Source organism: Reyranella sp. (assembly GCF_004297265.1).
Taxonomy (GTDB): domain Bacteria; phylum Pseudomonadota; class Alphaproteobacteria; order Reyranellales; family Reyranellaceae; genus Reyranella.
The window spans coordinates 60,763-75,213 of record NZ_SCUT01000026.1 but is presented as its reverse complement, the minus strand read 5'-3'; the positions used below and the strand labels follow the sequence as shown (position 1 = coordinate 75,213).

12 protein-coding genes are annotated in these 14,451 nt (G+C 68.4%); 3 read left to right on the top strand and 9 right to left on the bottom strand.

Annotation, left to right across the window (positions count from 1 at the left end; genetic code table 11):
* Positions 1–25 precede the first annotated feature (25 nt).
* The 4 genes from mdh to zapE form a co-directional block, all read right to left on the bottom strand.
* Positions 26–988, bottom strand: coding sequence for a malate dehydrogenase (gene mdh / locus EPO41_RS12105; RefSeq protein ID WP_296325224.1), 963 nt, complete (start codon positions 986–988; stop codon positions 26–28).
* A 70-nt stretch (positions 989–1,058) separates the two neighbouring features.
* Complete coding sequence (locus tag EPO41_RS12100) at positions 1,059–1,916, bottom strand: alpha/beta hydrolase (protein WP_296325223.1); 858 nt, start codon at positions 1,914–1,916, stop codon at positions 1,059–1,061.
* A 7-nt stretch (positions 1,917–1,923) separates the two neighbouring features.
* Entirely contained in the window at positions 1,924–2,814 is an 891-nt protein-coding gene (locus tag EPO41_RS12095) for a dienelactone hydrolase family protein (protein WP_296325221.1), read from the bottom strand.
* Between the two features lie 73 nt (positions 2,815–2,887).
* Positions 2,888–4,048, bottom strand: a complete 1,161-nt coding sequence (gene zapE, locus EPO41_RS12090) for a cell division protein ZapE (RefSeq protein WP_296325219.1) — start codon at positions 4,046–4,048, stop codon at positions 2,888–2,890.
* Positions 4,049–4,099: 51 nt separating this feature from the next.
* Between zapE and fmt the strand changes: the two genes are divergently transcribed.
* Together fmt and truA are read left to right on the top strand one after the other, a co-directional pair.
* Entirely contained in the window at positions 4,100–5,062 is a 963-nt protein-coding gene (gene fmt, locus EPO41_RS12085; protein WP_296325217.1) for a methionyl-tRNA formyltransferase, read from the top strand.
* Positions 5,063–5,066: 4 nt separating this feature from the next.
* Positions 5,067–5,855, top strand: a complete 789-nt coding sequence (truA, locus tag EPO41_RS12080) for a tRNA pseudouridine(38-40) synthase TruA (protein ID WP_296325214.1) — start codon at positions 5,067–5,069, stop codon at positions 5,853–5,855.
* Here the strand turns inward: truA and EPO41_RS12075 are convergent.
* From EPO41_RS12075 to EPO41_RS12055, 5 genes are all read right to left on the bottom strand, one after another.
* Positions 5,805–6,359, bottom strand: a complete 555-nt coding sequence (locus EPO41_RS12075; protein ID WP_296325211.1) for a hypothetical protein — start codon at positions 6,357–6,359, stop codon at positions 5,805–5,807. The two genes, truA and EPO41_RS12075, sit on opposite strands and share 51 nt — an antisense overlap.
* Before the next feature lie 34 nt (positions 6,360–6,393).
* Positions 6,394–7,581 carry a succinyl-diaminopimelate desuccinylase gene (gene dapE, locus EPO41_RS12070; protein ID WP_296325209.1) on the bottom strand — a complete coding sequence of 396 codons (1,188 nt, stop codon included), beginning with the start codon at positions 7,579–7,581 and terminating at the stop codon, positions 6,394–6,396.
* Positions 7,582–7,731: 150 nt separating this feature from the next.
* Positions 7,732–11,388: an AAA family ATPase gene (locus tag EPO41_RS12065; protein ID WP_296325206.1), complete on the bottom strand. Its 3,657-nt coding sequence runs from the start codon at positions 11,386–11,388 to the stop codon at positions 7,732–7,734.
* Between the two features lie 34 nt (positions 11,389–11,422).
* Positions 11,423–12,079 (bottom strand): DsbA family protein, encoded by a 657-nt coding sequence (locus EPO41_RS12060; RefSeq protein ID WP_296325202.1) that lies wholly within the window; start codon positions 12,077–12,079, stop codon positions 11,423–11,425.
* Positions 12,080–12,134: 55 nt separating this feature from the next.
* Complete coding sequence (locus tag EPO41_RS12055) at positions 12,135–13,193, bottom strand: DciA family protein (protein WP_296325199.1); 1,059 nt, start codon at positions 13,191–13,193, stop codon at positions 12,135–12,137.
* Positions 13,194–13,245: 52 nt separating this feature from the next.
* Here EPO41_RS12055 and mutY point away from each other — a divergent pair, with 52 nt between their 5' ends.
* On the top strand, positions 13,246–14,295 hold the full coding sequence (gene mutY, locus EPO41_RS12050; RefSeq protein WP_296325196.1) for an A/G-specific adenine glycosylase: 1,050 nt from the start codon (positions 13,246–13,248) through the stop codon (positions 14,293–14,295).
* Positions 14,296–14,451 lie beyond the last annotated feature (156 nt).

The window sequence follows — 14,451 nt, the reverse complement described above, 5'->3', positions numbered from 1 at the left end:
ACTAAAGTCGAAAGACCCTACTTTCCTAACGGCCAACGATCTTGTTGGTGGCGTCGATCAGCGACTGCACGGCGGCGACCGACTTGTCGAACATCGCCTTTTCCTCGGCGTTGAATTCGACCTCGACGATGCGCTCGACACCCTTGGCGCCGATCACGACAGGCACGCCGATGTAGAGGCCCTTCACGCCGTACTCGCCGTTCAGCTTCGCCGCGCAGGGGATCATGCGCTTCTTGTCCTTGAGATAGGACTCGGCCATGGCGATGGCCGAAGCGGCCGGGGCGTAGAAGGCCGAACCGGTCTTGAGGTGGGCCACGATCTCGGCACCGCCGTCGCGGGTGCGCTGAACGATCTGCTCGAGCCGCTCTTTGGTGGTCCAGCCCATGTCGACCAGATCGTGCAGCGAAATGCCGCCGACCGTCGAGTAGCGCAGCAGCGGCACCATCGTGTCGCCGTGGCCGCCCAGCACGAAGGCCGTGACGTCCTCGACCGAGACGTTGAACTCCTCTGCCAGGAACAGGCGGAAGCGGGCGCTGTCGAGCACGCCGGCCATGCCGACGACCTTCTCGGGCGCGAAGCCGGTGACTTCCTGCATCAGGCCGACCATGGCGTCGAGCGGGTTGGTGATGACGATGACGAAGGCGTTCGGGGCGTGCTGCTTGATGCCCTTGCCGACCGAGTCGATCACCTTGGCGTTGATGCCGACCAGGTCGTCACGGGTCATGCCGGGCTTGCGCGGCACGCCGGCGGTGACGATCACGACGTCCGCGCCCTCGATGTCCTTGTAGTCCGAGGAGCCGCTGTACTTGGTGTCGAAGCCCTCGACCGGGCTGAGCTGCGCGATGTCGAGCGCCTTGCCCTTGGCAGTGCCCTCGGCTGCGGGAATGTCGAACAGGACGACGTCGCCCAGTTCCTTCTGGCCGGCGAGCAGCGCGAGCGTGCCGCCAATCTGTCCGGCGCCGATCAGCGCGATCTTCTTGCGAGCCATGCGAAAAACTCCCGTTCTTAAAGGCGCCGCGTGGTAGCGCGATTCGCCCGGGGCAGCAAGACAGGCGGGTTCAGACGGGATGTTTCGCCAGGTGCGCCAGCAGGAGATCGGTCGTCCTGGCCGGCGCCTGGTCCATCACGAAATGGCCGACGCCCGGCAGCACTTCCATCGCGAAGGAGCGCACAAACTGCGCCGTGCCATAAGCCGCGTCCGGCCCCACCGTCGCATCGGCGTCGCCCCAGATGTAGAGCGTCGGCACCGTGATGATCCCGATATCGGCCGCCAGCCCCTTGTTCGAGCGATACCAGGCGAGCGCCGCCTCGAGGGCCTCGGGATTGCCCAGCACGGAAAGATGTTCTTCCAGCGCTTCGGACGGCACGCCTTGGCCGAACAGGCCGTCGCGCAGGCGCTTGGCGTTGTCGGCCAGCAGAAGCTTGCCAGTTTCGGGTTCGAGGAAGGCGCGATGGTGGCGCGAGCGATGCTTCTGGTCGCCGTCTTCCCTGAGCAGCGCCTGCCGGAACGATTGCGGATGCGGACGCGACAGGATCGTGAGCGAGGCGAGGCGTTCGGGATGGGCGCCGGCGACGCCCCATGAAACCTGACCGCCCCAATCGTGACCGACGAGATGGAAGCGCTTGCCGTCGTAACCGGCCGTCGCGGCGATCTCGATCGCGTCGGCGATCAGCTTCTCGAAGGCGTAGTTCGAGAGATCGGCCGGATCGGGCCGCGCACCCGGCGAATAGCCGCGCTGGTCGGGGGCGACGGCGCGATAACCGTGCGCCGCCAGCACCGGCAGGGCCGCCCGCCAGCTATGCCGCGATTCGGGAAACCCGTGCAGCATCAGCACCAGTGGCCCGCCGACCGGGCCATCGACATCCGTAGTGAAGGCGAGGCCCGACCGGGTCTTGAGTTCTATCGTTTCGGCCATGAGCCGATCAGACACCGTTGGCTTTGAACCAGGCAAGCGCCTTCTTCCACGCATCTTCCGCCTGCTCCTTGCGGAAGGACGGGCGGTAGTCGGCGTTGAAGCCGTGCGGCGTGTCCGGATAGGTGTCGATCTGCGACTTCTGCGCGGCTGGGCTGCCGGCCTTCAACGCCGCGCGCATCCTGTCGACGCTGTCGTTCGGGATGCCGGTGTCGGCGCCGCCATAGAGGCCGAGCACCGGCGCCTTGAGGTCCTTGGCGATGTCGATCGGATGCTTCGGTGTGAGCGGCGTCGCATCGCCAACGACACGCCCGTACCAGGCGACACCCGCCTTGAGGGCGGAACTGTGGGCGGCATAGAGCCAGACGATGCGGCCGCCCCAACAGAAGCCGGTGATGCCGAGCTTCGCCATGTCGGCCTTGCCTTCGCCCTTGGCGAAATCGGCGGTCGCGTCGAGGTCGCCCAAGACCTGTTCGTCCGGCACTTTCGAGACGATCTCGCGCAGCAGCGCCTGCATGTCGCTGACGGCCTTGGCATCGCCCTGGCGGAAGTAGAGTTCCGGCGCGATGGCATAGTAACCGGCCTTGGCGAAGCGGCGGCATAGATCGGCGATGTGCGCGTGCACGCCGAAGATCTCCTGCACGACGAGGATCGTGCCGAAGCCCTGGCCGGTCGCCGGCATGGCGCGATAGGCGTCCATCTCCTTGCCGTCCCGGGTCTTCACCTTGACGACGCCGGCCGTGAGCCCGTCCGCCGGCGTGGTGATCATCGTCTGCGCCTGGATGGGCTGCACCGACAAGGCGAAGGTGGTGCCGAGCGCCGCGCCGGTCGCCGTCGCCTTCAACGCATTGCGCCGCGACAGTCCCTGCTCGTTCAGGGAAATCATGCGATCGCCGTCCATGTCCTGCCTCCCGAATGACTTCTGAAAAACGGTGCAGAGCCTATGCTGCAGGCGGAGAGGCCAACAATCACAATTAGGCGATATGCTCCAGGGTCAGATACTCGGGGCTCTGCATTTCCATGAGCCGCGAGACCGTGCGCTGGAACTCGAAGGAGCCGTCGCCTTCGGGATAGAGACCGCCCGGATTTGCGGCCGCGGAACAGATGAACTTCACCTTCTTCTCGTAGAAAGTGTCGATCATCGTCACGAAGCGTACCGCCTTGTCCTTGCTGTCCGGCCCCATCCTGGGAATCTCGGCCACAATGACGGTGTGGAAATTGTCGGCAATGCAGAGGAAGTCGGCCGCCCCCATCGGCTTGGCGCACCAGTCGAGGAAATGCGCCATGGCGACACCGGGCGCCGCGCGCGGCACATCGACGTCGCGGCCCTGCGTGCGCAACACGCGCGGCTCGCCGTCGGAGCCGTTGCTCAAGGCGCGGAACGCCTCGTCGAGTTTCTTGGTCGCCCAGGCGCCGAGCGGCGTCAGGTAGAGGTCGAGTTCGCGCAGCCGGCCCATCCGGTAATCCTGCGCGCCGCCCAGTTCCAGCACCTCGAGCCGCTGCTTCACCAGCTCGATGAACGGCAGGAAGCGGTCGCGCTGCAGGCCGTTCTTGTAGAGATCGTCGGGCGCGCGGTTGGAGGTGGCGATCACCGTGATCCCCTCCTCGAACAGCGTCTCGAACAGGCGGCCGAGGATCATCGCATCGGCGATGTTGGTGACCTGGAACTCGTCGAAGCAGAGCAGCCGCGTCTCGGCTGCGATCTCCCGGGCGATCGGCACGATCGTGTCGGATTCCGGCGGCGCGCCTTTGGCCGCGAGTTCCTCGCGGCGACGATGCAGCCGGGCCTGCACTTCGAGCATGAATTCGTGGAAGTGCACGCGGCGCTTCTTCGCCACCGGCGCGTCGGCGAAGAACAGGTCCATCAGCATGGACTTGCCCCGACCGACCGAGCCCCAGATGTAGAGGCCGTGCGGCCCTTCCGGCGGCTTGGGCGCGTGACCAAGACCGAGACGGGCCAGGAAGCTGGGCTTCGCGGGCTGCTGCACCGCCATCGCCGCGAGCTGGTCATGGATCGCCTGCAATCGCAGAACGACTTTTTCCTGCACGGGATCGGCGTGGATCTCGCCCGCGGCGCGGCGCGCGGTGAGGTTGGCGAGCGGACCCTTGCCGGTCGAGGGGGGACTGGACTCCATTGCGGCGGCATACCTAGCTCACCACCGCGCGGCTGCCTATAAGGTGCGGCGATGAAGATTGCGTTCCTCGGCACTTCCGCCTTCGCCGTACCGGCCCTCCGCGCGCTGGTCGAGGCCGGGCATGATGTGGCTTTCGTCTACACACGGGCGCCCAAGCCCGCCGGCCGCGGCCAGCAGGAGCGCAAGACGCCGGTGCATCAACTGGCCGACGAGCTGGGCCTGCCGGTCCGCACGCCGCGTACCCTGAAAAGTGACGAGGAGGCCCAGGCCTTCAAGGCGCTGGACCTCGATGCCGCCGTGGTCGTCTCCTACGGGCATATCCTGCCCAAGAGCTTCCTCGATGCGCCGGTGCTGGGCTGCATCAACATCCACGGCTCGCTGCTGCCGCGCTGGCGCGGCGCCGCGCCGATCCCTCGCGCCATCCTGGCCGGCGACGCCGAGACGGGCGTCACCACCATGCGCATGGACGAAGGCCTCGACACCGGCCCGATGCTGCTGGCCGAGAGCACGCCGATCTCCGCCGCCGACACCGCCGAGAGCGTCCATGACCGGCTCGCCGATCTTGGCGCGCGGCTGATCGTGTCGACCCTCGACGGGCTGCTGCGGCAGAGCATCGAGCCGGTCGCCCAGCCCGCGGAGGGCGTCACCTATGCCCACAAGCTCGGCAAGGAAGAAGGCGTGCTCGACTGGCGCCGGCCGGCCGCCGAGCTGGAGCGCAAGGTGCGTGCTTTCCATCCCTGGCCCGGCACCTCCTTCGAGGCGCCCAGGGACGGCGCCGTCGAGCGCATCAAGGTGCTGGCCGCGGCGCTCACTTTGGCGGGCGGCGCACCGGGCAGCGTGACCATCGCGCGCGACGGGTTTCCGGTCGTGACCTGCGGCGTCGGTGGCCTGAAGCTGCTCAGGCTGCAGCGGCCCGGCAAGTCGGCCCAGGCGGCCGACGCCTTTCTGCGCGGCTTCGCCCTGGAGGCGGGCACGGTGCTGGCGCCCCCCGCCGCGGCGTCCCTGCCGACCTGACATCGTGCCGCGCTACAAGCTCACCATCGAATATGACGGCGAGCCGTTCGTCGGCTGGCAGCGCCAGCCGAACGGGCCGTCCGTCCAGGCTGCGCTCGAAGAGGCGGTGTTCGCCTTCACCGGGGAGCGCCCGCCCGTGCAGGCCGCCGGCCGCACCGATACCGGCGTGCATGCGCGCGGCCAGGTCGTGCATCTCGACCTGTCGCGCGAGCGGCCGGTCGAGACCATCCGCTCGGCGATCAACTTCCACCTGAAGCCGCAGCCGGTGTCGGTGCTCGTCGCGGAGCTCGCACCGCCGGGTTTCCATGCGCGCTTTTCCGCGACATGGCGGCGCTACCGCTACCGGATCATCAACCGGCGCGCGCCGCCCGCGCTCGATCGTGGCCAGCTCTGGCACGTGCCGGGCTCGCTCGACGTCGACCTGATGGCGGATGCGGCGACCGCGCTGGTCGGCCGGCACGACTTCAACAGCTTCCGCTCGACCTCCTGCCAGTCGCCCTCGGCCCTGAAGACACTCGACCTGCTCGAGGTCACGCGCCACGGCGAGGAGATCCACGTCGATGTCGGCTCGCGCTCCTTCCTGCACAACCAGGTGCGCATCATGGTCGGCACGCTGCATCTCGTCGGACGCGGCCAGTGGACCCGCAGCGATGTCGAAGCGGCGCTCGCCGCCCGCGATCGTGCGCGGGCCGGTCCGACGGCGCCGCCGCACGGGCTGTGCCTGATGGAAGTGCGTTACGAACTAGGCGCCGACCGCGGCGGCGACGCCGAGGAAGCGATCGACGATCAGTGAGAGGAACAGCGACGGCACCCAGTTGACGATCAGCAGGAGCCCCGCGATCGGCCAGGTGGCGCCAAGCACCATCCTCGTCGTCACCAGGAACCAGTAGAAGAAGAGCGCCTGCAACCCGATGCGTATCAGCTCGCCAGGCAACGGCGGCAGCAGCGAGGCCAGCACCACGCCGATCACCGCCACGATCATCGCCGGCAGGTTGACCCAGTTCAGTGCCGATATGTAGCGCGGAAACCGGTCGAGCCAGTTCCGCCGCCGCGCGATCTCGTAGAACAGGACAGGAAACAGGGTCCATTCGACGACATAGCGCAGCACTTCGACCAGTACGATCTCGAGGTCGTCGGCCGTCGACGTCACGCCCGCATACCGCAGCAGCATCAGGGCCGCGTGCAGCGGTGCGACCAGGATCATCACCTGGAACGACCGCACGCAGGCTTCCCGCGTATTGTCAAAGTAGGACGGCGCGGCCGGATCGCGCTTCAGGAGCCCGAGCGCGCCCTGCATTCCCCGGGCGATTTCGCCAGTACCGAGCACGTCCTCAGGCCGCGAAGTAACGGTCGAGCACCGTTTCGTAGACGCGGGCCAGCGTCTTGAGATCGGCAACGGCGCTCTTCTCGTCGACCTTGTGCATGCTCTCGCCGACCAGCCCGAATTCGAGCACCGGGCAGTAGCTGCGGATGAACCGCGCATCCGACGTGCCGCCGGTGGTCGAGAGCTCGACTTCCACGCCGGCGATGTCTCGGATGGCGCCGGCGACGAGGTCGCTGAGCGGTCCCGGCGGCGTGTAGAAGGATTCGCCCGAGACCTGGACGCTGTATTCGACGGTGCCGTTGCCGCCCAGTGCCTCGTTGGCGCGCTCGATGCGCTCCTTCAGGTGAGCGAGCAGCGTCTTCGAGGTCCAGAGGTCGTTGAACCGGGTGTTGAAGCGTGCCCTGGCAACGCCCGGCGCGATGTTGGTCGCCGCATTCCCGACATCGACGGTGGTGAACTGCAGCGAGGTCGGCTGGAAATGCGTGCTGCCCTTGTCGATCGGCTCGCGCACCAGTGCCTCGATGATCGCCGAGAGGCGATGAACGGCATTGTCGAGCCGCTCGGGGTACGCCACATGGCCCTGCACGCCGCGCACGACCAGGTCGACGTTCATGCTGCCACGCCGGCCGATCTTCATCATGTCGCCGAAGCGCTTCGAACTGGTGGGCTCGCCGACGACACAGGCGTCGATCGTCTCGCCACGCTCGGCCAGCCGTTGCAGCATCTTCACGGTGCCGTTGACCGCAGGGCCTTCCTCGTCGCCGGTGATCAGCAGGCTGATCGAGCCGCCGAAGTCCCGGCCGCGCTTGCTGAGGAAGCGGGCCGCAGCGTCGGTGAAGGCGGCGATGGCGCCCTTCATGTCGGCCGCGCCACGGCCGAACAGATAGCCGCCGGACAGTTCGGCCGCGAAAGGCCCGATCGTCCAGGAGGAGAGATCGCCCACCGGCACCACGTCGGAATGGCCGGCGAAGCAGAAATGCTTACCCCTGGTGCCGATGCGGGCATAGAGGTTGGCGACGTCGTCGGTCCCGGCCTCGGTGAAATCCATGCGCTCGCATTTGAAGCCGAGCGGCGACAGCGTCTGTTCCAGCAGTTGCAGGGCACCGGCTTCGCGCGGTGTCACGCTCTCGCAGCGGACGAGCGTGCGCGTCAGTTCGATGACATCCGTGATGGTGGAGCTGAGCGTATCGGGCATGGGCCGGACACTACAGGCCCGCTCCTGCCCTGAGAAGGGCGGCCTCGGAAAGCAGGGCAAAGAAAAGGGCGCCGTCAGGCCAGCCGGCGCCCAGTTTTTTTTGAGAGGAAGATAGTCTTGCTTGTTTAGGCTGAACCTTGTTGGGCGGCCCTAGGCCACCATGCGATCGGCCTCCTGCAGGTTGACCGAGACGAGCTGGGAAACGCCCCGCTCGGCCATGGTCACGCCGTAGAGGCGGTCCATGCGCGCCATCGTGACGCGATGGTGGGTGATGATCAGGAAGCGCGTATCGGTGCGGCCGGCAATGTCGTTCACCAGGCCGCAGAAACGCTCCACGTTGAGGTCGTCCAGCGGTGCGTCCACCTCGTCCAGCACACAGATCGGCGCCGGGTTCGTCATGAACACCGCGAACAGCAGCGACAGCGCCGTTAGCGCCTGCTCGCCACCCGACAGCAGCGACATGACCTGCAGCTTCTTGCCCGGCGGGCTGGCATGGATCTCGAGGCCTGCCTCGAGTGGATCCTCCGACTCGGTGAGCCGCAGCTCGGCCTTGCCGCCGCCGAACAGCTTGGTGAAGAGCTGCTGGAAGTGGCCGCTCACCTGCTCGAAGGCGGCGAGGAAGCGCTCGCGGCCCTCGCGATTGAGGCTCTGGATGCCCTGACGCAGGCGGCCGATGGCGGCGATCAGGTCGTCGCGCTCGGTCGTCATGCCGGTGATCTGCTGCTCGAGTTCGTTGGCCTCTTCCTCGGCCCGCAGGTTGACCGCACCCATCGTCTCGCGCTCGTGCACCAGGCGCTCGAGCTTGTGCTCGGCCTTGTCGAGTTCCGGCAGCTCTTCCAGCGACTGGACCTCGGCCAGCGCCATCACGCCGTCGGGCTCGCAGCGCAGGCGCTCGACGATGCGCTCGACCACCGCCTCGCGATCCTTCGTGGCCTGTTCGACCTGGCCTTCGCGGCGGACGCGCATCTCGCGCGCATTGCCCATCTCGGTCTCGGCCTGGCGCAGCGCCTTGTCGGCCTCGGACAGACGCGTCTCGCCGATCGCCAAACGGTCGGCGGCTTCCTGGCGGCTGAACTCGGCCTTCTCGATCTCCTCGCCGAGCACCATGCGCTTCTCTTCGATCTCGGCCGGTTTGGCGGCGAGTTCGGCGATCGCGGCCGCGGTCTGCTCGCGCCGTGCGTCGAGTTCGACGATCTGACCGTCCGCCTCGCGCAGCCGCTTGCTCCAGCCTTCATGGTCCTGTGCGATCTGCGCCAGACGCTCGACCCGCATCTTCGATTCGCGGGCGAGACGGTCGCACTGGCCCTCGGCCTCGACCAGCGCCGCCCGCAGCTCGGCGATGCGCACGCGCAGCGCGCCGGCCTCGGCGCGGTCGGCCTGCGTGTCGGAGATCGACGACAGGCGCGCCTCGCGGAAGGTGCGGCGCATCTCGACCTCGGCGATGTCGCCCAGCACTTCGGCCACCACCGTCTCGATACCGGCAAGGCGGGTGCGCAGCTGGTCGGTGCGACGGGCAATCTCGACGTGACGGTCGCGGGCCTGCGTGGCCAGGCGCTCGGCGGTGCCGATGGCCGACTGGGCGGCGCGCTCGGCGGCCCGGGTCGCTTCGCCGGCTTCCTGCGTCTTGCGGCGCGCGGCGTCGGCCACGCTGCGCTCATGGGCGCGGGCCTGGTCGACGCAGGTCTTCTCGGCATCACGGGCCGCGGCGAGCCAGGTCTTCTCGGCATCGACGCGGGCCTGCTCGATCGCCTGCTCGGCGACGATACCGTCGATCTGATGGCGGATCTCGGCCAGGCGGTTGCGCTGGCTCAGCCGCACCGCAGCGGTCGACGGCGCACCGGCCCGCATCGTGTAGCCGTCCCAGCGCCAGACGGCGCCCTCGCGGGTGACCAGCTGCTGGCCGGGCTTGAGAGCAGCCTGCAGGGCCGCACCGGTCTCGTCGTTGGCCACGATGCCGATGAAGGCGAGGCGCCGGGCCAGTTCCGGCAGGGCGCCGACATGCGCGCCCAGCGGTGTCGCTCCCTCGGGCAGGGCCGGCGTCTCGGTCAGCGTCTCGAGCGGCAACCAGTGAACCGGCGCGCCGCGATCCGAAGAAGCCTCGAGCTCGTCGCCGAAGGCGGCGCCCAACGCCTTTTCGAAGCCCGGCTCGACGGTGAGCGCGTCGAGCAGTGGCGGCCACAATGAATCGGCCGCCGACTTCAGCGCGGCGGCGACGCCCGCTTCCTCGGCGCGCAGCTTGGTCAGCCGCGCATTGGTCTTCTGCAGCGCCTCGACGGCGGTGGCGTGGCTTGCTTCCGCCGCCTGGCGCTCCGCCGCACGGGCCTTTTCCATGTCGAGGCGCTCCGCCTCGGCCCTGGCGACCGCCTGACGCGCGGCGTCCGATTCATAGCGCTCGGCCTCGCGTGCGGCTTCGATCGCCTCCTGGCCGCTGAAACGCGCTTCTTCCAGCGCGGCGCGGGCGGCTTCGAGTTCTGCCTCGACTTCCGGCAACGCCGGCAGGTTGGACAGTTCGGCCTCGAGCTGTTGCTGTTGCGCCGTGACCTCATCGCGACGCGACGACAGGCGGCGCAGGCGGTCCTGCAACTCCGCGATCTCGCGCGAGACGCTCTGGCGCAACGCCTCGTCGTCGGCGATCTGGCGGGTCAGGCGATCGAGCTCGATCTCGGCCACGCTGGTCTCGCTGCGCGCCGTGTCGCGCGCTTCCTCGGCCGCGGCGGCACGATCCTCTTCGCCGAAACGCTCCTCTTCCAGACGCTCGCGCTGGCCGGCGAGGTCGGAGATGGCGGCCTCGGCGTCGTTCTTGCGGCCCTGCTCGCGCGCCAGATCCTGCTCGGTCTGCTGCAGCCGCCTCTCGGCCTCGAACTGCGCGGCGGCGACGCGCTCGGCCTCCGCGGTCAGCGCATCGTGGGCCACGCGCAGGCGCTGCAGGCCCGCGGCGGCGGCGGCTTCGTCATTGCGCAACGGCGGCAGCGCCGTCGCGGCTTCAGCCTGCGCGGTGGTGGCGAGGCCGACCAGGCGCGTCAGGTCGGCGACCTGGGCCTCGGCTTCCTTCAGGCGCTCGGCCGACTCGGCCAGATCGCGCTCGGCATTGGCGAGCTTCAGCGCCAGCACGGCAGCTTCGGCGCGGCGGATATGGTCGGACAGGTTGCGATAGCGGCTGGCCTGGCGGGCCTGGCGCTTCAGCCCCTTGTGCTGCTCTTCCAGCGCGACGAGCACGTCCTGCACGCGGGCGAGGTTCTGCTCGGCGGCGCGCAACCGCAGCTCGGCCTCGTGACGGCGGGAATAGAGACCGGTGATGCCGGCTGCCTCGTCGATGACCGAGCGGCGATCGGCCGGCTTGGCGTTGATGAGCGTGCCGATGCGGCCCTGGCTGACCAGCGCCGTGGAACGCGAACCGGTCGCGGCGTCGGCGAACAGCGTCTGCACGTCGCGGGCGCGGATTTCCTTGCCGTTCACCGAATAGGCCGAGCCGTGGCCGCGCTCGATGCGGCGCACGACGTCGAGCTGGTCGGTGTCGTTCACCATGGCCGGCGCGGTGCGGGTCTTGTTGTCCAGCGACAGCATCACCTCGGCGATGTTGCGCGCCGGCCGCTGGCCTGAGCCCGCGAAGATGACGTCCTCCATCTCCGAGCCGCGCATCTGCTTGGCGGAGGTCTCGCCCATCACCCACTTCAGCGCCTCGACCAGGTTCGACTTGCCGCAGCCGTTCGGCCCCACGATCCCGGTCATGCCGGGCTCGATCACGAGCTCGGTCGGGTCGACGAAGGACTTGAAGCCGGAGAGCCGGAGCTTGTCGAACTGGACCATTACACCACGCCTGTCTGGGTTCTTGCCGGTTTGCCTACTTGGCGAGCTTGGAGAACACGCCGTCGAGTTCGTCGACCGAGCGGGACCCGCGATAGAGCTGGCCATTGATGAACAGGGTCGGCGTGGAGTTGACGCCCATCGCCTCGCCACCCTGGTAGTCCTTGATCACCGCATTGCTCATCGCGTCGTTGGCGAGGCATGCCTTGATCTCGTTCTCGCCCATGCCGGCGATGCGCAGCGGCTTGGCGAGTTCGGCCAGCGGATCGGTCGCCGTGGCCCACTGCGGCTGGCCGCGGAAGATGATGTCGATCACGCCGAAATACTTGTCGTTGCCGGCGCATTCGGCGATCTGCGCGGCCTTGGCCGCGACCTGGTCGAGCGGGAAGTCGCGATAGACCAGCTTCACCTTGCCGGTATCGATCCACTTCTTCTTGATCTCGGGCAGGATCTGCGTGTGGAAATGCGCACAGTGCGAGCAGGTAAGGGAGGCGTACTCGATGACCGTGATCGGCGCCTTCGGATCGCCCAGCACGTGATCGCCCGCCTGCACACTCTCGAGGGCGGCCTTGTTGGGCGCCGAAACGGCCGCCACCGGCGGCGGGGACGAGGGCGCGCGGGCGCCGAAGTAGACGCCGGCCGCAATCGCTGCCACCGCCACGGCTCCGCCGGCGACGATCAAGATATTCCGCATTTTAATCTGCCCTCTCCACTACATCTTGGGAATTCCGCCTGTGGGGAGTCAAACGTTAACGGCCCACCTGACGTAAAATCGCCGCGATGGCGTCGATCCCGCCCGGATTGCCGTATCCCTGCTCGTTGATGAACACGGTCGGGGTGGAATTCACGCCCAGCGCCTGCCCGGACTGCACGTCGGCGATGACTTTGTCCAAAAGCCGGTCGTTCGCGACGCAGGCCTGCGCCTCGGCCTCGCTCACCCCCTGCCCCACCAGCACGGTCATCAGTTCCGCCGCCGGATCGGCGGCGGTCATCCACTGGACCTGCGTCCGGAACAGCGTGTCGACGGCGGCGAAGAACCCCTCCGGCCCGGCGCATTCCGCCAGCAGGCTGGCGCGCGTGGCGAGCGCGTCCGACGGGAAGTGGCGGTGCACCAGCTTCAGCTTGCCGGTATCGATCCAGTCGCGCTTCAGGGCCGGCATGACCGCATTGTTGAAGGTGGCGCAGTGCGGACAGGTGAAGGAGGCATAGTCGATCAGCACGTTGGGGGCGTCGGGACGGCCCAGAACGTGATCGCCGGGCTGCGGATCGAGGAACTTTGCCGCCGAAGACTGTGCCCGCAGGTCGTCCGCGACGCACAGCGCTCCCAGGCCACCCAGCAGGAAACCACGGCGCCCGGCGGTGATGCGGGCGCCCAGCCGCGTCAGCGCCGCGCGCAGGCCTGGATCCTCGACCGCCGCCGTGCGGCTGGCCACCGCCTGCTCGACCGCGGGATCCCGGCGCTGGACCCGGGGTGCCGGTCGCGGCGCCGGGATGACGCCCTGCACGATCCGCACGTCGTCGATCACCTTGTGCCCGAAATAGGCATTCACCCGTTCCACGATCTGGCCACTCCTGTGCTGGACCTCGAGGGCAGCGGCGCCGGCAACCTTCAGCCGCAAGGCCTTGCCGGCGCGCGCGCCGCGCCCGGCCAGCAGCGCGTCGGGCCGCGTGGTGCGCGCCAGCTCCGGCCCGACGACCGCCGGCCAGTCGGCCTTCAGTCGCACGAGGGAAGCGCCGCGGCCTTTCGCCATGCCGGACGTGAGCTTCTGGGCCAGACCGCCGATCGCACGGAAGCCGTTTTCGCGCATGGACCCTTTCAAACTCCGCCCCGTATGGTAGGCCACGCCCCTTCGAGTGACCATGACTCACGCCGACCGACTGCTCGCCTGGTATGATCGACATCGTCGCACCCTCCCCTGGCGCGCAGCCCCGGGAGAGCGCACGCCGCCTTACCGTGTCTGGCTGTCCGAGATCATGCTGCAGCAGACCACCGTCGCCACGGTGGGCGAATATTTCCGCCGCTTCGTCGAACGCTGGCCCACCGTCGAGGCGCTGGCCGAAGCGCCGCTCGACGAGGTGCTCTCGGCGTGGGCGGGCCTCGGCTACTACGCCCGGGCCCGCAACCTGCATGCCTGCGCCCAGGCCGTCGCCAACGACCATGGCGGGCGGTTCCCCGAGGACGAGGCGGGCCTCCTCGCGCTGCCCGGCATCGGCCGCTACACAGCGGCGGCCATCCAGGCCATCGCCTTCGACCAACCGGCTTCGGCGGTCGACGGCAATGTCGAGCGGGTGATCGTCCGCCTCTACGCCATCGAGACTCCGCTACCCGACGCCAAGCCCGACATCCAGGTCCGCGCCGCGCGGCTGGTGCCGCAGCAGCGCGCCGGCGACTATGCCCAGGCGATGATGGATCTCGGCGCCACCATCTGCAGCCCGCGCAACCCGCGCTGCGTCATCTGCCCGCTGATGCAGGGCTGCAAGGGCCGCAAGCAGGGCATCGCCGAGGAACTGCCGCGCCGCGCGCCGAAGGCCGGGAAGCCGACCCGCCGCGGCCTCGCCTTCGTGCTGCTGCGCAAGGACGGGGCCGTCCTGCTGCGCAAACGGCCGGCCAAGGGCCTGCTGGGCGGGATGGACGAGGTGCCTTCAAGTGCCTGGCGGGAAGGCCCGTTCGTCGAGGCCAGCGCGCTCACCGAAGCGCCGGTCCCGGCGCGCTGGACGGTGATGAACGGTCTGGTGCGTCACACCTTCACGCACTTCCACCTGGAACTCACCGTCGCGCGCGCCATCGCCACGACCGGCCGGCTCGCCGCGCTGGCCCCCGGCACGAGCTGGTCGGCGCTCGACAAACTGGACGAACGCGCCCTGCCGACGGTCATGCGCAAGGTCATCGAGCACGCCGTGAAGGCCTGACAGGCTGCTGAACCAGGCTTCCGAGGGGTCCCGGCGACCAACCTTGATGCGGTACCGGACTACCGCAACACGGGAATCGCCTTTTTCCGATTCGTTCGTTTCGTTTATTTCACTTGTTTCGTTTGATCGCCGGCAATCCGGCTTTTCGACAGCCTG